Source organism: Stenotrophomonas sp. Steno-Z2 (genome assembly GCF_056393235.1).
Genome location: NZ_JBWJOY010000001.1, coordinates 193,155 through 211,445, shown reverse-complemented (window position 1 = coordinate 211,445; position 18,291 = coordinate 193,155). Strand labels below are relative to the sequence as shown.

15 protein-coding genes are annotated in these 18,291 nt (G+C 71.2%); 14 read left to right on the top strand and 1 reads right to left on the bottom strand.

Features of this window, described 5'->3' with window-relative positions; translation table 11 throughout:
- Nucleotides 1-20: 20 nt before the first annotated feature.
- From AC06FP_RS00895 to AC06FP_RS00845, 11 genes are all read left to right on the top strand, one after another.
- The gene (locus AC06FP_RS00895; protein WP_456116919.1) at nucleotides 21-1,889 is read left to right on the top strand and encodes a type IV pilus secretin PilQ; all 1,869 of its coding nucleotides are present in this window, start codon (nucleotides 21-23) and stop codon (nucleotides 1,887-1,889) included.
- Nucleotides 1,890-2,002: 113 nt separating this feature from the next.
- Nucleotides 2,003-3,013, top strand: coding sequence for an AAA family ATPase (locus AC06FP_RS00890; RefSeq protein ID WP_478074140.1), 1,011 nt, complete (start codon nucleotides 2,003-2,005; stop codon nucleotides 3,011-3,013).
- A gap of 113 nt (nucleotides 3,014-3,126) precedes the next feature.
- Nucleotides 3,127-4,005 carry a DUF58 domain-containing protein gene (locus AC06FP_RS00885; protein ID WP_478074735.1) on the top strand — a complete coding sequence of 293 codons (879 nt, stop codon included), beginning with the start codon at nucleotides 3,127-3,129 and terminating at the stop codon, nucleotides 4,003-4,005.
- The gene (locus tag AC06FP_RS00880; RefSeq protein ID WP_478074139.1) at nucleotides 4,002-4,457 is read left to right on the top strand and encodes a DUF4381 domain-containing protein; all 456 of its coding nucleotides are present in this window, start codon (nucleotides 4,002-4,004) and stop codon (nucleotides 4,455-4,457) included. The genes AC06FP_RS00885 and AC06FP_RS00880 overlap by 4 nt, the downstream gene beginning before the upstream one ends.
- Nucleotides 4,457-5,452 carry a vWA domain-containing protein gene (locus AC06FP_RS00875; protein WP_478074138.1) on the top strand — a complete coding sequence of 332 codons (996 nt, stop codon included), beginning with the start codon at nucleotides 4,457-4,459 and terminating at the stop codon, nucleotides 5,450-5,452. The genes AC06FP_RS00880 and AC06FP_RS00875 overlap by 1 nt, the downstream gene beginning before the upstream one ends.
- Complete coding sequence (locus AC06FP_RS00870; RefSeq protein ID WP_478074734.1) at nucleotides 5,431-7,218, top strand: VWA domain-containing protein; 1,788 nt, start codon at nucleotides 5,431-5,433, stop codon at nucleotides 7,216-7,218. The genes AC06FP_RS00875 and AC06FP_RS00870 overlap by 22 nt, the downstream gene beginning before the upstream one ends.
- Nucleotides 7,215-8,915 carry a BatD family protein gene (locus AC06FP_RS00865; protein ID WP_478074137.1) on the top strand — a complete coding sequence of 567 codons (1,701 nt, stop codon included), beginning with the start codon at nucleotides 7,215-7,217 and terminating at the stop codon, nucleotides 8,913-8,915. Before AC06FP_RS00870 ends, AC06FP_RS00865 begins: the two co-directional genes overlap by 4 nt.
- Before the next feature lie 196 nt (nucleotides 8,916-9,111).
- On the top strand, nucleotides 9,112-10,434 hold the full coding sequence (locus tag AC06FP_RS00860) for a dicarboxylate/amino acid:cation symporter (RefSeq protein ID WP_478074136.1): 1,323 nt from the start codon (nucleotides 9,112-9,114) through the stop codon (nucleotides 10,432-10,434).
- Between the two features lie 171 nt (nucleotides 10,435-10,605).
- Nucleotides 10,606-12,612 carry a transketolase gene (gene tkt / locus AC06FP_RS00855; protein ID WP_456116912.1) on the top strand — a complete coding sequence of 669 codons (2,007 nt, stop codon included), beginning with the start codon at nucleotides 10,606-10,608 and terminating at the stop codon, nucleotides 12,610-12,612.
- 274 nt (nucleotides 12,613-12,886) lie between these two features.
- Nucleotides 12,887-13,267, top strand: a complete 381-nt coding sequence (locus AC06FP_RS00850) for a VOC family protein (RefSeq protein ID WP_478074135.1) — start codon at nucleotides 12,887-12,889, stop codon at nucleotides 13,265-13,267.
- A gap of 24 nt (nucleotides 13,268-13,291) precedes the next feature.
- Nucleotides 13,292-13,660, top strand: a complete 369-nt coding sequence (locus tag AC06FP_RS00845) for a VOC family protein (protein ID WP_456116910.1) — start codon at nucleotides 13,292-13,294, stop codon at nucleotides 13,658-13,660.
- 15 nt (nucleotides 13,661-13,675) lie between these two features.
- Here the strand turns inward: AC06FP_RS00845 and AC06FP_RS00840 are convergent, their stop codons facing one another.
- Nucleotides 13,676-15,631, bottom strand: coding sequence for an acetyl-CoA hydrolase/transferase C-terminal domain-containing protein (locus tag AC06FP_RS00840; RefSeq protein WP_478074134.1), 1,956 nt, complete (start codon nucleotides 15,629-15,631; stop codon nucleotides 13,676-13,678).
- A 121-nt stretch (nucleotides 15,632-15,752) separates the two neighbouring features.
- Here AC06FP_RS00840 and AC06FP_RS00835 point away from each other — a divergent pair, with 121 nt between their 5' ends.
- Genes AC06FP_RS00835 through AC06FP_RS00825 form a run of 3 tightly spaced genes read left to right on the top strand, consistent with a single transcriptional unit; the run spans nucleotide 15,753 to nucleotide 18,290 of the window.
- Entirely contained in the window at nucleotides 15,753-16,124 is a 372-nt protein-coding gene (locus tag AC06FP_RS00835) for a BlaI/MecI/CopY family transcriptional regulator (RefSeq protein ID WP_456119469.1), read from the top strand.
- A complete protein-coding gene (locus AC06FP_RS00830; RefSeq protein WP_478074133.1) occupies nucleotides 16,111-17,697 on the top strand; it encodes a TonB family protein in 1,587 nt (528 codons plus the stop codon). The genes AC06FP_RS00835 and AC06FP_RS00830 overlap by 14 nt, the downstream gene beginning before the upstream one ends.
- A complete protein-coding gene (locus AC06FP_RS00825; RefSeq protein WP_478074132.1) occupies nucleotides 17,694-18,290 on the top strand; it encodes a hypothetical protein in 597 nt (198 codons plus the stop codon). Before AC06FP_RS00830 ends, AC06FP_RS00825 begins: the two co-directional genes overlap by 4 nt.
- Nucleotide 18,291: the final 1 nt, after the last annotated feature.

The following is an 18,291-nucleotide window of genomic DNA, read 5'->3' as shown; positions in this document are numbered from 1 at the left end:
TGATTATTGGGGATAGCACGATGACTTTTTCCAAAGCCCTGAGCCTGCGTCCCGCCCGGCGCCAAGCGATGGTCCACGCCCGCGCATTGGGAGTTGCGCTGGCGCTGGCCTGCGGCTCATCGTTCGCGGCCTTCGCCGCGGACGTCGCTCCGCCCGTCGCCGCGCAGCCTGCGGCGACCGTCGCGGTCACCAAGGTCGACTTCAAGCGCGGCGATGATGGCGCCGGCCGCCTGGTCCTGCAGTTCGACGGGCAGGGCGCCAGCCCCGACCTGCGGACCCAGGGCAACAGCGTCGTGGTCGACATGGGCAATGCGACCCTGCCGGCCGAACTGCAGCGCCCGCTGAACGTGGTGGATTTCGCCACGCCGGTGCAGCGCATCGATGCCAGGCCCTCGGGTCATGGCTCGCAGCTGGTGCTGAGTACCCAGGGGGCGTTCGAGTCGCTGGCCTACCAGTCCGGCAACGAGTACGTGGTGGAGATTTCGCCCCGGCAGGAACAGGCGGCGACCGGTGCGGTGACCGCACGGACCGTGGCGCAGGCCGCGGCCACGGTGGCCGCGCGCGGCTACAGCGGCCGCCCGGTGACGTTCAATTTCCAGGACGTGCCGGTGCGCACCGTGCTGCAGCTGATCGCGGAGGAATCCAACCTCAACGTGGTCGCTTCGGACACCGTGCAGGGCAATGTGACCCTGCGCCTGGTCAACGTGCCCTGGGACCAGGCGCTGGACATCGTCCTGCGCGCCAAGGGCCTGGACAAGCGCCGCGACGGCGGGGTGATCTGGGTCGCGCCGCAGCAGGAGCTGGCCAAGTTCGAGCAGGAGAAGGAGGATGCGCGCATCGCTCTGGAAGAGCGCGAAGGCCTGGTGACCGAATACATCCAGATCAACTACCACAACGCCGATGCGATCTTCAAAGCCCTGACCGAAGCCAAGGGAATCGGCAACAGCGGCAGTGGTGGTGGCAGTGGCGGCAGCGCGCAGCGTGAGAACGGCTTCCTGTCCCAGCGCGGCATGATCGTGGCCGATGAGCGCACCAATACGCTGATGATCAGCGACATCCCGAAGAAGATCGCGCAGATGCGCGAGCTGATCGCGGTGATCGACCGCCCGGTCGACCAGGTGCTGATCGAGGGGCGCATCGTCATCGCAACCGATACCTTCGCCCGCGATCTGGGCGCGAAATTCGGTGTCAACGTCAACAACAGGGATCCCGTTACCGGAAGGGGCGATGCCTATGGCGGCACCCTGGGTACGATTGGCAATACCAGGGACGGGCGCGGGCTCAACGTGAACCTGCCGGTCGACAACCCGGCCGGCTCGATCGCATACACCCTGCTGCGTGGTGGCTTTTCGCTGGACGTGGAGCTGTCGGCAATGCAGGAAGAGGGGCGCGGTGAAGTGGTTTCCAATCCGCGCATCGTCACTGCCAACCAGCGTGAGGGCGTGATCAAGCAGGGCAAGGAAATCGGCTACGTCACCATTTCCGGTGGTGGTGGTGCCGGCGGTGCGCCCACGGCCAACGTCCAGTTCAAGGAAGTGCTGCTGGAACTGAAGGTCACCCCGACCATCACCCAGGACAACCGTATCTTCCTCAACATGAACGTGAAGAAGGATGAGGTCGATCGTTTCATGGAAGTGACCGACTACGGCACCGTGCCGATCATCAACCGTCGCGAAGTCAACACGGCGGTGCTGGTGGACGATGGTCAGACCGTGGTGATCGGCGGTGTGTACGAATTCACCGACCGCAGCAGCGTCACCAAGGTGCCGTTCCTGGGCGACATCCCCTTCTTGGGCAACCTGTTCAAGAAGCGTGGCCGCAGCAAGGACAAGGCCGAGCTGCTGGTGTTCGTGACGCCGAAGATCCTGCGCGTCGCCAAGCCGCACTGAGCCGGATCCATCCGGCTGACGGGAAGGCCGCCGCAAGGCGGCCTTTTCCGTTGCACGACCGTTGCCGTCGCGCGCGATGAACCATTTCATCGTGGATCGGTCAAACTGCGCCTATGAACCTGCCCCCGCACATGCCCGAAACGCCGGCCGCCGAAAACGGCCTGCACGCGGCCTTCATCGCCCTGCGCGATGCCCTGGCCACCGAAATCGTAGGCCAGTCGGTCCTGGTCGAACGCCTGCTGGTCGCGCTGCTGGCCGATGGCCATCTGCTGGTGGAAGGCGCGCCCGGGCTGGCCAAGACCACGGCGATCCGTGCGCTGGCCTCGCGCATCGATGCCAGCTTCGCGCGCATCCAGTTCACCCCGGACCTGCTGCCCGCCGACCTGACCGGTACCGACATCTGGCGCCCGCAGGAAGGCCGCTTCGAATTCCAGCCCGGGCCGGTGTTCCACCCGATCCTGCTGGCCGACGAGATCAACCGCGCGCCGGCCAAGGTGCAGTCCGCCCTGCTCGAGGCGATGGGCGAGCGGCAGGTGACGGTGGGCCGCAGGACCTATCCGCTGCCGGCGGTGTTCCTGGTCATGGCCACGCAGAATCCGATCGAGCAGGAAGGCACCTTCCCCCTGCCCGAGGCGCAGCTGGACCGGTTCCTGATGCATGTGCGCATCGGCTACCCGGATGCGGGCGCGGAAACGGAGATCCTGCGGCTGGCGCGCGAACGCGCGCTGCGCGAGATGGAGGCGGTGCCCGTGCCGGTGGAGAAGCTGTCGCTGCAGCAGGTCGAACAGGCGCGACGCGCGGTGCTGGAACTGCACATGGCGCCGCAGCTGGAGCGTTACCTGGTCGAACTGGTACTGGCCTCGCGCGATGCCTCGGCCTACGACGCGTCGCTGGCGCGCCGCATTGCCTGGGGCGCAAGCCCGCGCGGCTCCATCGCGCTGGAACGCTGCGCGCGGGCCAAGGCCTGGCTGTCCGGGCGCGATTACGTGACGCCGGACGACGTGCGCGCGGTGGCGCCGGACGTGCTGCGGCACCGTATCCTGCCCAGTTACGAAGCGGCGGCCGAGGGCTGGGACGGCGAGCGCCTGGTCGCGGCGCTGCTCGACCGCGTGCCGTTGCCGTGATGAAGCAGGGAAGCGGGAAGGGGGAGAGGGGAAGGGCGGTATCTCCCGGGTCATCGGCCCACGGCGGAGCGTCGTTCCCCGTTCCCGATTCTCCTTTCCCCGCATCCGAGGGCATCGCCCCGTCGCTGGCCGAGCTGATCGCATTGCGGCGCTTGGCATTGCGCGCGCGCGACCCGCGCCGCGGGCGGCGCGGCGTTGCCGCCCGCGCAACCTCGGCGCAGCGCGGGCGCGGCATGGAGTACGCCGAATCGCGCGAGTATGTCGCCGGCGACGACGCCCGCCACATCGATTGGAAGCTGAGCGCGCGCACCGGCTTCACCCATACCAAGACCTTCCAGGCCGAACGCGAGCGCCTCACCCTGCTCGTGGCCGATACCGCACCGGCGCTGTACTTCGGCACCCGTGCGCGGTTCAAGTCGGTGCAGGCCGCGCGCGCCGGGGCCGTCGCGGCCTGGTCGGCGCTGCGCGATGGCGATCGCGTGGCGGCGCTGTGCAGCGGCCGCGAAGACGGCCTGGTGCCGCCCGCCGGCGGCATGCGCGGCGTGCTGCGCGTGCTCGATGCCCTGGTGCGCTGGTACGCCGCGCCGTCCGCCGCCGGCGCGGGCCTGCAGTCCGCGCTGGAGCGCGCGACGCGCCTGCTGCACCCGGGCGCGCGGGCGCTGGTGCTGGCGGACCCGGCCAGCGCCCTGGCCGTCGCGCCGGCCACCTGGTCGGCGCTGTCGATGCACGTGGACGTGCGCCTGGTGCTGCTGGTCGATCCGCTGGAGATGCAGCCGCCGCGCTGCCTGCTGCCGGTGGCGGCATCGGGCGGACGCATGGAGCTGGACCTGGCGGCCGGCGCCATGCGCGATGCCTGGCACGACGCCTTCGTCGCCCCCGTCGAAACCCTGCGCAAGGCCCTGCCGGGCCGCAGGATCCAGGTGCAGGTGCTGGCCTCGGACGACGCCAGCGATGCCTGGCTGGGGGCCGCCGCCGCGAAGGTGCAGGCATGATCGCCACCACGTTGCCGCTGCGCGATGTGCATCTGCCCGCGGCGCCGGGCTGGTGGCCGCCAGCGCCGGGCTGGTGGCTGCTGCTGGCCGGCGCGCTGCTCGTCGTTCTCGTGATCGCGGCGGTGCGGCTGCACCGCCTGCGCCGGCGCCGGCGCTGGGAATCCCTGTTCGACGGAACGCTGGCGGCCGCCGGTGGCGCGGCCGCCCGCGTCGGCATGGCGTCGGAACTGCTGCGCCGCGCGGCCCGCCGCCGCGACCCGCAGGCGGCGCTGCTGCAGGGCGAGGCCTGGCTGCGTTTCCTCGACGGCGGGCAAGGCCATGACTTCAGCGCGGGCGACGGACGTGTGCTGCTCGACGGCGGTTTCCGCCGCGAGATCGACGACGCGCAGGCCGCGCGTGCATGCGCGCTGGCGCGCGGGCGCTTCATCGCCCTGATGGAGCGGCGCCGGTGATGGAGCAGGCGCGCATGCTGCTGGGCGGCCTGCCGGAATTCGCCTGGCCCTGGCTGTGGCTGGCCGCGCCCGCGCCGCTGCTGATGGCGCTGTGGCCGCTGCGCGCGGGCGGTGGCCCGGCGCTGCGGGTGCCGTGGGAACCGGCAAGGCTGCAGGTGGCGTCGCCGCGCCGGCGCGCGCCCTCGCTGCGCGCGGTGCTGCTGTGGCTGGCGTGGCTGTGCCTGTGCGCCGCCGCCGCGCGGCCGCAGCAGCTGGGTGAGGCGGTCGAACCGCCACGGCAGACGCGGCAGATGATGCTGGCCGTGGACCTGTCCGGCAGCATGAGCGAGGACGACATGCAGCTCGGCGGCCGGGTGGTGGACCGGCTCACCGCGGCCAAGGCGGTGCTGGCCGACTTCCTCGACCGCCGCGAAGGCGACAGCATCGGCCTGCTGGTGTTCGGGCAGCGCGCCTACGCGCTGACCCCGCTGACCCGAGACCGCGCCAGCGTGCGCGAACAATTGCGCGACAGCGTGGTCGGGCTGGCCGGGCGCGAGACCGCGCTGGGCGATGCCATCGCGCTGGCGGTCAAGCGCCTGCGCGAGCAGGCCGAAGGCCAGCGCGTGCTGATCCTGCTGACCGATGGCGTCAATACCGCGGGCGTGCTGGAACCGCTGAAGGCGGCCGAATTGGCCAGGGCCGAAGGCGTGCGCGTGTACACCATCGCCTTCGGCGGCACCGGCGGCTTCTCACTGTTCGGCATGCAGATGCCCGGGGGCGAGGACCAGATCGACGAGGACACGCTGACGCGCATCGCCGAGCAGACCGGCGGGCGCTTCTTCCGCGCGCGCGACACCCGCGAACTGGTCGGCATCTACGCCGAGCTGGATCGCCTGGAGCCGGTGCGCGGCGCCGGGCCGGCGCTGCGTCCGCGCCTGGAGCGCTATGCCTGGCCGCTGGCGGCGGCGCTGCTGCTGGGCCTGCTGGCACTGGCCTGGCCGGAGCGGCGCCGATGACCGCGTTCTGGAACAGCCTGCATTTCATCCGGCCTGACTGGTTGTGGGCGCTGCTGTTGCTGCCCGCCGCGCTGCTCGGCGCCTGGTACCGGCGCCGCCGTCGCGGCGACTGGCGCAGCGCGGTGGACGCGCACCTGCTGCCGCACCTGCTGGTGGGCGGCGGCAGGCGCGGCATCGGTGGATGGCTGGCCCTGCTGGCCGGCCTGCTGCTGGCGGTGCTGGCGCTGGCCGGGCCGAGCTGGCGCCAGGTCGAACAGCCATTGTGGGAGTCGAAGACGCCGCTGGTGGTGGTGCTGGACCTGTCCAGCCGCACCGGCGCGGTCGACCTGCCGCCGAGCCGGCTGCTGCAGGTACGGGCCAAGCTGGCGACGCTGCTGCGCGAGCGCCGCGGTGGCGGCGTGGCGCTGGTCGCCTACGCGGACGAGCCGTTCACCGTGGCGCCGCTCACCGACGACGCCGCCAATGTCGCGCTGTTCCTCGACGCGCTGGCGCCGGACATCATGCCGGTGGACGGACAGCGGGCGGACAGGGCGCTGGAATGGGCCGGCGACCTGCTGCACCAGGCCAGCGCGCGCGAGGGCGTGATCCTGCTGGTCAGCGACCATGCCGATGCCGCCGCGCAGGCCGAAGCCGTGCGCCTGCGCGCGGCCGGTCATCGCGTGTCGGCAATGGGATTGGGCACGCCGGTGGGCGCGGCCTACCAGGACCGCGAAGGGCGCATCGGGCAGGCGCGGCTGGATGAAGGCTCGCTGCGTGCGCTGGCCGCTGCCGGCGGTGGCAATTATGCGCGGCTGTCGGCCAACGACGCGGATCTGCAGCTGCTGGGTGTCCTGCGGCCGCAGGCGGCCGATGGCGAGCGGCCCGGTCGCGGCACCGACAGGACCTGGCAGGACGAGGGCTACTGGCTGCTGCCGCCGCTGATGCTGGTCGCGCTGCTGGCGTTCCGGCGGCGCCGGCAGGCGCTGGCCGCCATGGTGCTGTGCCTGTGGCTGCCACTGGCCCTGCCGGCGCAGGCGGCCGAAAACGGAGGCTGGTGGCAACGTGCCGACCAGCGCGACCACCAGCGCCTGGCCGAAGGCGTCGAGGCCTACCGCAAGGGCGATTTCGCCACCGCGCAGCGTCGTTTCGAGGGCATCGACAACGAACAGGGCTGGTACAACCTGGGCAACGCGCTGGCGCGGCAGGGCCGCTACGACGAGGCGATCGCCGCCTACGACCGCGCATTGGAACAGCGGCCGGACATGGCCGATGCGAAAGCCAACCGCGCCGCGGTCGATGCCGCGCGCAGGCGCCAGCCGCCGCCGGGCCAGCAGGGCGGCGGCAAGCAGGACAAGCCCGATACGCAGCAGGGCAAGCCAGCGCCCGGGCAGCAGTCGCCGGGCCAGTCGCAGGACGGCAGGTCGCAGGATTCGCCGTCGCAGCAGGGGCAGTCGCCGTCGCAGCAGAAGGACGCGCAGCCGCCGCAGCCGGGCCAGGGCCAGCCATCGGCGGATGCGCGGCAGAAGGCGCCGCAGGCGGAAGATGCCCGGGGCCAGCAGCAGGCCGACCAGGCCCAGCGCGAGCGCATGGCCGAGGCGATGCGCCGGCAGCAGGCCGGCGACGACGATCCGGCAAGACGCGCGGCGCAGGCGGCGATGAGCCCGCAGGAGCGCGAGCGGCGCCAGGCGATCGAAGCGTGGATGCAGCGCGTGCCCGACGAGCCGGGCGATCTGTTGAAGGCGAAGTTCCAGCTCGAATACGAGCGGCGCAGGCGGGAAGGGCGATGAAGCGGCGAAGCGTTTTCATGAAAGTGTGGTTGGTCGCGTTGCTGGCCTGCGCCGCCGGCGTGCAGGCGCAGACCCGCGCGTGGCTGGACCGCGACCATGTCGGCGAAGGCGACGTGGTCACCCTCAACATCGAGACCGACCAGGCCGGCGCGGCGCCGGACTACGCGCCGCTGCAGGCCGATTTCGCGCTGGGCGGACGCACCAGCGGCCGGCAGACGCGCCTGGTCAACGGCAGCGTCAGCAACACCGCCCTGTTCGGCGTGGTGCTCACCCCGCGCCGCAGCGGCGTGCTGGAAGTGCCGCCCTTGCGCGTCGGTGCGACGCAGACCCCGCCGCTGCGGCTGACGGTGGAGGCCGCGCCGGTGTCCAGCCGCGCCGGCGATGCCGTGGCCTTCGTGGAAACCGAAGTCGACGACCCGCAGCCGTACGTGCAGCAGAGCGTGGGCGTGGTGGTGCGGCTTTATTTCGCGACCCAGCTGGCGTCGGGCGAACTGGACCTGGCGACGCCGGCCTCGGCCTCGCTGCAGCGCGTGGGCGAGGACCGCACCTCGTCGCGCGAGGTCGGCGGCCGCCGCTACAACGTGGTCGAACGGCGCTTCCTGCTGATTCCCGAGCGCAGCGGCCCGTTGCGGCTGGAAGGCGCGCGCTTCAGCGGCCGCGGCGCCGGCGGCTTCTTCGACGATTTCTTCGGGCGCGGCAACGGCATGCTCAACGCGCGCGCGCCCGACCAGACCCTGCAGGTGCGCGCCGTGCCCGACGCCGCGCCGCAGCCCTGGCTGCCGCTCAAGGACCTGCGCCTGCGCTATACGGCCGCACCGCAGTCGGCGCGTGTCGGCGAAGCGGTGACGCTTGAGGTGGAGGCCACCGCCGTCGGCGCGACGCGCGCGCAGTTTCCGGACCTGCCGGTGCCCTCGCTCGGCGACGCCGCGCAGGTGTTCGCCGAGCCGCCCCGGTACGACGAGACCTTCGACGGCAACGGGCCGCAGCTGAAGCTGACGCGCCGCTACTCCATCGTGCCGCAGCAGTCCGGCACCTTGGCGGTGCCCGGCATCCGCCTGCGCTGGTGGGACGTGCGCGCGGCCGAGGCGAAGACCGCCGCGCTGCCCGACCTGGCCCTGCCGGTGGCGCCGGGGACCGCGGCGGCAATGCCGCCGCCGGTCGTGCCGGGCACCACCGTCGCCGCGGCGCCGCCGCCGGAAGCCGGCGACCGTGCGATCGCGCTGCCCGGCGGCCGGTACCTGCCGGAGCGGCTGTGGCCGCTGCTGGCGGCCGGGTTCGCGCTGCTGTGGCTGGCGACCCTGGTCTGGGCGCTGACCCGGCGGCGTACGCCGCAGGCGCGGGGAACTGCCGCAGGAAACGACGCGGCCCCAGGCGCCACCGGCGCGGCCACGCATTCGCTGGCCGACCTACGGCGCGCGTTGGACACCGGTGATCTGGACGATGTCGAACAGGCGTTGCGGGGCATGGCCCGCCCCCCGGTCGCCGACCTGGACGCGCTGGCCACGCGCCTGGACAGTGCCGCGCAGCGCGAAGCGCTGGATGCGCTGCGCCGGGCACGCTGGGCCGACGGCAGCGGGACCGCGGCCCGCGCCGCGCTGCGCGCCGCATTCAGCAGCGGCCCCGCATGGCGGGCGGATAAGCAGGCGCCGGCAGCGCCGTTGCCGCCGCTCTACCCCGATCACCGGAAATCCGGCTGAGCGGCCTCCGGTGGTTGGCCTCGCAGGTGCGGGGGTTCGCCGGGAAAGCCGCATGCGGGGCAAACCCGCGCATCTAGGGGAACGCGGCGGTTTGGCAGCGCGCCGCAGGCGCCGGGCGCACTGGCCCATATGGCAGGGGTGGGCCGTGTGCAGCTTTTGTTAAGCTACGCGACCTTTCGCCCGCGAGTACCGCCGCATGCCCAACGCCCACGCGCCAAGGAAGCCCTCCATGCCCCTGCACATCAAGGTGCTGCTCGGGTTCATGCTCGGCACGATCGTGGGCCTGGTCGCACATGCCACCGCGGCCGACGCGGCCTGGGTGAGTACGACGATCGATTACGTCACCCAGCCGTTCGGCCAGATCTTCCTCAACCTGCTGTTCATGCTGGTGGTGCCGCTGATGTTCTCGGCGCTGGTGCTGGGCGTGGCCGAACTGGGCGACATCGCCTCGCTGGGCCGGCTGGGCTGGAAGACGCTGAACTACACCGCGGTGGTGACCGCGCTGGCGGTCGGCATCGGCCTGCTCTGCGTCAACCTGCTGCAGCCGGGCACGCACATGGATCCGGCCCTGGTCGAGCAGGCCATGAGCAGCGCCAAGACCGGTGAGATCATCAGCAAGGGCAACGAACTGCGGCTGATGGACCTGCTGGTCAACATCGTGCCGCACAACATCGTCAATGCGATGGGCGACGACAGCAAGAAGCTGGGCATCGTGTTCTTCGCGCTGATGATCGGCATCGGCCTGGTGATGAGGCCGACCGCGGGCACCACCGCGTTCAAGAACGCCGTGCAGGGCCTGTTCGAGGTGTGCATGCACCTGATCGGCATGTTCATCAAGCTGGCGCCGTTCGCGGTGGCGGCCTTCATGTTCAACCTGACCGCGCGGCTGGGCTGGGACGTGATCCAGAGCCTGATGTGGTTCGTGGTGACCGTGCTGCTGGCAATCGCCATCCACGGCTTCATCGTGCTGCCGCTGTGGGTGCGCCTGCTGGGCGGCATGTCGGCGCGCAGCTTCTTCCGCGGCACCCAGGAAGCCACGCTGACCGCTTTCGCCACCGCGTCCTCGTCGGCCACCCTGCCGGTGACCCTGCGTGTGGCCGAGGAAAACCTGAAGCTGCCGCGCAAGGTCTCGCGCTTCGTGCTGACCGTCGGCGCCTCGGCCAACCACCACGGCACCGCGCTGTTCGAGGGCATCACCGTGCTGTTCCTGGCGCAGGTCTACGGCCTGCACCTGGGCCTGCCGCAGCAGCTGATGGTGCTGCTGCTGTGCATCCTGGGCGGCATCGGCACCGCCGGCATCCCGTCCGGCTCGCTGCCGGTGATCGCGATGATCTGCGGCATCATCGGCATCAAGCCCGAGGGCATCGGCATCATCCTGGGCGTCAATACCTTCCTGGACATGTGCCGCACCTCGCTCAACGTCACCGGCGACCTGGCCACCGCCGTGGTGGTCTCCCACCGCAGCGGCGTGGCCGACGACGAGGTACCGGACGTGCCGGAAAACGCCGGCCACCATTGACCGGGCCGGTCGTCCGGACCTGCGCGAAGGCCGCCCGATGGGCGGCCTTCGCCGTTGTGGAAACAGGCCCGGCCTGCCCCGGCGGCGGGCGACCCCGGCCTGACCTGCCCGGTGCTCTGTGGGACAATAGGCCGCCCGCAGCTCCGCGGGAGCCTCCCGACCCGACGAACCATGACGCAGCCCTCCCGCCGCCAGTTGGCGAACGCCATCCGTTTCCTCGCCGCCGATGCGGTGCAAGCCGCCAACTCCGGCCACCCCGGCATGCCGATGGGCATGGCCGACATCGCCGAAGTGCTCTGGAACGACTACCTCCGGCACAACCCGAACAACCCGAAGTGGTTCAACCGCGACCGCTTCGTGCTGTCCAACGGCCACGGCTCGATGCTGCAGTACGCACTGCTGCACCTGAGCGGCTACGACCTGCCGATCGAGCAGCTCAAGGCCTTCCGCCAGCTGGGCAGCAGGACCGCCGGCCACCCGGAGCGCCATGAAACACCGGGCGTGGAGACCACCACCGGCCCGCTGGGCCAGGGCTTCGCAAATGCGGTGGGCTTCGCGCTGGCCGAGAAGCTGCTGGCGCAGCGCTACAACCGCCCCGAGTTCGAAGTCGTCGACCACCGCACCTGGGTGTTCATGGGCGACGGCTGCCTGATGGAAGGCATCTCGCACGAGGCCGCCTCGCTGGCCGGCACCTGGGGCCTGGGCAAGCTGGTCTGCTTCTGGGACGACAACAACATCTCCATCGACGGCGAAGTGGAAGGCTGGTTCACCGACGACACCCCGGCGCGCTTCGAGTCCTACGGCTGGAACGTGGTGCGCGGCGTCGACGGCCATGACCCGGAGAGCATCAAGGCCGGCATCGACGCGGCGCTGTCGCAGTTCGACAGGCCGACCCTGATCTGCTGCAAGACCACCATCGGCTTCGGTTCGCCGAACAAGGCCGGCCAGGAATCCAGCCACGGCGCGCCGCTGGGCAAGGACGAACTGGAAGCCACCCGCAAGGCGCTGGGCTGGGAATACGGCCCGTTCGAGATTCCCGAGGAGATCTACGCCGGCTGGCGCGCGGGCGGCACCGGCACCCTGCGCCAGGCCGAGTGGGAGCAGCTGTTCGACAAGTACGCCGCGCAGTTCCCGGCCGAGGCCGAGGAACTGACCCGCCGGTCGCACGGCGAGCTGCCGGCCGACTTCATCGCCCAGGCCGATGCCTACATCGCCCAGGTGCAGGCCGAAGCGCCGACCATCGCCTCGCGCAAGGCCTCGCAGAACGCCATCCAGGCCTTCGCGCCGCTGCTGCCGGAAATCGTCGGCGGCTCGGCCGACCTGGCCGGCTCCAACCTGACCCTGTGGAAGGGCGCACACACCGTGGTCGGCGAAGACCCGCAGGCCAACTACGTGCACTACGGCGTGCGCGAGTTCGGCATGAGCGCGATCGCCAACGGCCTGGCCCTGCACGGCGGTTTCCTGCCGTTCGACGCCACCTTCCTGGTGTTCAGCGACTACGCCCGCAACGCGCTGCGCATGAGCGCGCTGATCCCGGCGCAGGTCATCCACGTGTTCACCCACGACTCCATCGGCCTGGGCGAGGACGGCCCGACCCACCAGCCGGTCGAGCACATCGCCTCGCTGCGCTACATCCCCAACAACGACGTGTGGCGCCCCTGCGACGCCACCGAGTCGGCGGTGAGCTGGAAGGCCGCGATCCTGCGCAGGGACAACCCGAGCTGCCTGATCTTCAGCCGCCAGAACCTGGCCCCGCAGCAGCGCAGCGCCGAGCAGGTCAGGCTGATCGAACGCGGCGGCTACGTGCTGGCCGACGCCGCCGGCACGCCGGATGTGATCCTGATCGGCACCGGCTCGGAAGTGGGCCTGGCCATGGCCGCCAAGGCCGAGCTGGACGCGGCCGGCATCAAGGCCCGCGTGGTGTCGATGCCGTCCACCAACGTGTTCGACCGCCAGGACGCGGCCTACCGCGAATCGGTGCTGCCCAACGCGGTGCGCGCGCGCGTGGCGGTGGAAGCCGGCGTCACCGGTTTCTGGCGCCAGTACGTGGGCCTGGACGGCGCCGTGGTCGGCCTGGATACCTTCGGCGCCTCGGCCCCGGCCGACAAGCTGTACCAGCACTTCGGCATCACCACCGAGGCGGTGGTCGCCGCGGCGAAGGCGCAGCTGGCGAAGTGATGCGCCGCATCGCGGCGTGGTGAGAAAAGGCCGGGATTTCCCGGCCTTTTCTTTGCTCCTCTCCGGCGGAAGCGCGTCCCGCTCCCTCCGTAGGAGCGACTTCAGTCGCGAAGAGGCTTTCCCGGCGCTGCCCTTTCGCGACTGAAGTCGCTCCTGCGGGGTGGGTTCTTGGCGCGCGGGTCCAGGTACGACGGAGCCCATTGGCTCCGGCTCCGCCCGCATGCGAGCATCGACCGCACGCCCCCATCGCGGGCGGCACATCCGGAGAAGCACCATGAAGCGCGTGACCGGTATCGGCGGCATCTTCTTCAAGGCGAAGGACCCGGCCGCGCTGGCGGCCTGGTACCGCGATCATCTCGGGCTCGATGTCGCCGGCTGGAATGGCGCGGTGTTCCGGTGGGGCGGCGAGGGCAGCGCGCCGGGCATGACGATCTGGAGCCCGTTCGCCGCCGACACGAACTACATGGCGCCAGGCACGGCGTCCTTCATGGTCAATTTCCGCGTCGCCGACCTGGACGCGCTGCTGCCGGTGCTGCGCGCCGAGGGTTGCGACGTCGTCGACAGGACCGAGACCTCCGAGCAGGGAAAATTCGGCTGGGTCATCGACCCGGAGGGCAACAAGGTCGAACTGTGGGAGCCGCCGGCCGGGCAGTAGCGCAGGCACACCTTGGAGAATCCGATGAAAGTGAAGCGCATCGTCGCCAACATCCGTACCGACCAGCTGGACGCCGCTGATGCGTTCTACCACGCGATCCTCGGCCTGGAACCGGTCATGGACCATGGCTGGATCCGCACCTACGCGGCGCCATCGCGCATGACCACGCAGCTGAGTTTCGCCACCGAAGGCGGATCGGGAACGCCGGTGCCGGATCTTTCGGTGGAGGTGGACGACCTGGACGAAGCGCTGGCCCGCGTCCGCGCCGCCGGCATCGCCCTCGAGTACGGGCCGGCGCGCGAGCCGTGGGGCGTGCGCCGGTTCTTCGTGCGCGATCCGTTCGGCGGGCTGGTGAACATCCTGCAGCACGATCCGTCCGCCGCGGACGCCTGAGCGACGCGCCGCCTTTCAGGGCCGCGCGGTGCGTGCCAGCGCCAGGCGCAGCAGGCGCGCATCGAGCCACTCGCCGAAACCGACCGGCTGTTCCAGCGCCATGCGCTGCAGGTACATGGCGTCGTTGTCGCCGGCGCGCTGGCGCAGGGCCGCGAGCACGGTGCGCAGCTTGCCGCCGGCGCTGGCGGTGCGGGTCTTGAGCCAGGTCAGGGCGCGCAGCAGGTCCTGCTCGACCGGGGTGAAATCGCTGCCCAGCGGGTAATCGGGCAGGCTGCCGTCGCGGCGGAACGGCGCCAGCGCGGCGGCAAGCACCTCGGCGCGGTTGCGCTGCCAGCGCGCCGGCGCGGTGAAGCCGCGCGCCAGCTTCTTCGCCGCCTTCGCCTGTTCCAGCAGCGGCGCCTGGAAGGCGGCGTCGGTGATGCCGGCCATGGCGATCACGCAGTCCTCGTCGGTCGCGCCGCGCAGGTCGGCGATGCCGTATTCGTCGATGAAGACATCGCGCAGGTGGCGCGGAATGGTGGTGTGGCCGTAGTTCCAGCGGACATTGGAGCGCGCGCTGCCCGCCGCTTCGCGCACGGCGCGGAACATCAGCACGCTGCGCGCATCCGGCAGCGCGTGCGCCATCGCCACGAAGTTGTACTGGCCGCCGACGCCGGACACCACGCGGCCGTCGTCCAGCGCGTCCGATACCGCCGCGCCGAGCGCGGTGGCCATCATGCAGGAATTGAAGAAGCGCGCGTCGCGGCGCTGCAGCCGCTGCAGGGTTTCATCGCCGCCATAGAGCTGGTTGATCTCGCTGATGCGGCGCATGCCGATGGCGCGGCATTCGTCCTCGGGCAGGTGCCGCAGCCAGTCGTAGAACTCCGGCGAGCCGAGGTAGAACGCGCCGTGCAGGTATTCGCCTTCCTCGGCCAGCCGCGCATGGTCGGCGGTGTAGGCGCTGCCGTTGGCCAGGCGCTGCATCAGCGCCAGGTCGTCGTGCACCTTGCGGCGGATCACGCCGCTCTGCACCAGCCTGCGGAAGCCCTCGTTGAGCATTTCGCTGCAGCCGTACAGGCCGGTCTCGAACGGCGCCAGCCCGCCGGCTTCGCGCACCAGCGGGTGCTCTGCCAGCGTCGGGTCGAGCGCATGCAGTATCCGCCGGTAGCGGGCATTGTCGGTATGCCGCAGCACCAGCGCGTGGCTGAGCGCGTCGGCCAGCGCGCCGATGCCGATCTGCAGGGTGCCGCCGTCGCGCACCAGCGTGCTGGCGTACAGGCCGATGGCGTAATCGGCATCGTTCACCGGCTGCCGCGGCAGCCCGAACAGCTTCGGATACGGGCCGGGCGGGGTGAGCACCAGGTCGAAGAACGCCGCGTCCACCGTGGCGGTGCCGCCCAGCCACGGCAGCTCCGGGTCGATCTCGGCGATCAGCAGCGGCCGCGGCAGGCCGCGCGCGGCGATGGCGTCGAGCGTGTCCTGGGTGATGTCGTTGTTGCACGACAGGGACAGCCGCGCGCTGCCTTCGCGCGCGGCCACCTTCTGCACGATGGCGTGCGGCGCGCGCTGCGCCACCGCGTCGGCGGCGTGGGTGTAGTTGAGGCTGGTGTAGGCGCGCTGCGCCTGCGTGGAGCCCAGCAGCGCGCCGGACTGCATGTAGAACTCCTCCACCTGCACGTGCGCGGGCAGGGCGTCGCGCGCCACCGCCTGCGCATAGGCCAGGCGCGGGAAGTCCGCGCCGAAATGGCGCTCGACGAACGGCCGCAGGAAACGCGCCTGCAGGTCGTTGCCGCTGGCCTGCGGCGGATCGAGCGAGAGCGCCGTATAGAGCTGCAGCGGGCGCGAGGGGTCCTGCTCGATGCGGGCATAGAGCGCGTTGAGCAGCCGGTGCGGCTTGCCCAGCGCCAGCGGCGCGCCGATGCGCAGCGGTCCCTCGACGTGGGCCAGCAGCCACGCCACGGCGGCATCGGGATCGGTCACATGATGGGGCATGGCGGTGCGTTGTTGCGGAGAGCCGGCATTACAGCACCGCGGCGATGAAGCCCCGGTCGGGATGCTTGACAGGCGAATCGTTTACTCGTGTAATCGATAAAAATTACGAGCGTAAACGATGATCCGGATCAGCGAGGCCGAAGCGGTGGTGATGGAGATCCTGTGGGAGGCGCACCCGCTCGCCGCCGAGGACGTGGTGGCGCGCCTGGCCGGCCGCAACGGCTGGGCCGAGGCCACCGTCAAGACCCTGCTCAACCGCCTGCTCAACAAGGGCGCGATCAGCGCGATGAAGGAGGGGCGGCGCTACCTGTACGCACCGCGGGTGCAGCGCGACGCATGGCTGCTGGAGGAAAGCAGCAGCCTGCTCGAGCGCCTGTTCGACGGCCGCGTCGCGCCGCTGGTGGCGCATTTCAGCCAGCACCGCAGGCTGAGCCGCGACGACGTGGCCGAACTGCGCAGGCTGCTGGAGGAACTCGACGATGACCAGCCCTGAGTTCCTGCAGGCCTTGCTGGCGACCACGCTGGCCAGCAGCGCGGCGATGGCCGTGGTGCTGCTGCTGCGCGGCGTGGTGCGGCGCCGGCTGGGCGCCAGCGCGGCCTACCTGTTGTGGCTGGCCGTGCCGGTGGCGTGGGGCGCCGTGCTGCTGCCGGCGCCGCGCAGCGCGGTGCTGCCGATGACGGCCCTGGACGCGCTACTGCCGGCAACCCCTGCCGCGATGGTGCAGGCCGCGCCGATGCTGCCGTGGGCGCCGGTGCTGGGTGGAATCTGGGCGGCGGGCGCGCTGCTGATGATGGCATGGCAGCTGCGCCAGCAGCGGCGTTTCGTGCGTGGGCTGGGCACGCTGCAGCGTGGCGGCGAGGGCTGCTGGCGGGCGCAGGCAGCGGCGGGGCTGCCTGCCGTGGTCGGCCTGTGGCGGCCGCGGATCGTGCTGCCGGTGGATTTCGAGCAGCGCTACACCGCGCAGGAACGGCGGCTCGTGCTGCTGCACGAACAGGTGCACCTGCGCCGTGGCGACATCGCGGTCAACGCGCTGCTGGCGGCGATGCAGTGCGTGTACTGGTTCAACCCGCTGCTGCCGCTGGCGCTGCGTCGCTGCCGCGAGGACCAGGAGTTTTCCTGCGACGAGCGCGTCATCGCCCGCGGCGACGGCGCGCGCCGCAGCTATGGCAGCGCCATGCTCAAGACCGGGCTGTCGCTGTCGCCCTTGCCGCTCGGTTGCCACTGGCAGGGCCCGCATCCGTTGAAGGAGCGTATCGCCATGCTGAAGCGTCCGGTGCCGGGAAAGCAGCAGTGGTTCGCGATGCTGCTGCTGTCGGCGGGGCTGTCGACGGGGCTGGGGTATGCGGCGTGGGCCGCGCAGCCGGCGCGGGCGGAAAAGGGCGCCGCCGGTGCGGTCCATTACGGCGTGAAGCTGCAACTGGACGTGGACGGTGAAGCGCGCAGCTTCGAGGTGCGCGGGCCTGCGGGCAGGCCGTTCGCGTTTTCCATGGACACGCCGGCCGGCCGCAGGTGGGAGGGCGAATTCACGGTGGAACCGCTGGACGCGGCCCGGCTCGTGCTGTCCGGTACCCTGCGCGAAGGCGGGCAGGTGGTCGCCACGCCGACGCTGGTGGTGACCACCGGCAGCCCGGTCGGCATGCGCGTCGATACGAAGGACGCCGGTTCGCTGTTCAAGATGGAGGCCATCGTCGTGGATCTCGGCAGCGAGGCCGGCGCCGTGGCGGCTCCCGCACCTGCATCGCAGGCGCGCATCGGCGCGGAACCTGCGGATGCGCCGGCCAGCACGGTAGGCTTCGCCGACATGTCGCCGCCGCGCTATCCGCCGAGCATGCACACCGGCGAGGTGGTGCTGAAGGTCGAGGTGGCCGCCGATGGCACGGCCGCCGGTGTCGTGCTCGACCGCAGTTCGGGACACGCCGACCTGGACGAGGCGGCGATGGAAGCGGCGCGCGGGTGGAAGTTCAACCCGGCGCGGAAGGACGGCAGGCCGGTAGCCGGCAAGGTGCGCATCCCGGTGCGTTTCGACATGGACGCGCCCGGCACGCCCGGCGCAGGCGCGCCATGACGCGGCGCGCTCCGGCGGCACCCGCGTTCATCACGCTGTGCCTGCTGCTGGCAACGGCCGGCTGCGCGACGCGCCTGGCCGCCACCGCCGACGTGGCCGACACCTACAACGTGGGACAGCGCCTGCTGCCGGCCGAATCCACCGGCGGACAGGGCGGCGGCGTGCAGCCGTACACGCTGTCGGCCAGCGAGGTCTTCCGCATGCCCCGGCCGACGCATGCGCCATTGCCGGAGCTGCCCGACATGCCCGCGCAACGATCGCTGCCGCCGGTGACGGTGTGCCTGAATGTCGTCCTCGATGCGCAGGGACAGGTGCAGCGCAGCTTCCCGCTGCTGGCGCACAGCCAGTGCGGTGCCGGCAACGACGCGGCGAATGGCCACCTGCTGCAGGCCGCGGGCGATGCCGTGCGGCAATGGCGCTTCGGGCCTGCGGCGATCTGCCATTTCGCCGCGGGCACGTCGCCGGCCGCGCCGGACGACTGCACCGGCGCCACGACGGTGGAGGAGGTGCCGGTGACGCTGCCTTATGCGTTCACCTTCGAGATCGTGCAGGGACGGGCACGCGTGCAGCTGGGCAAGCCGCCGCAGCCGTAGG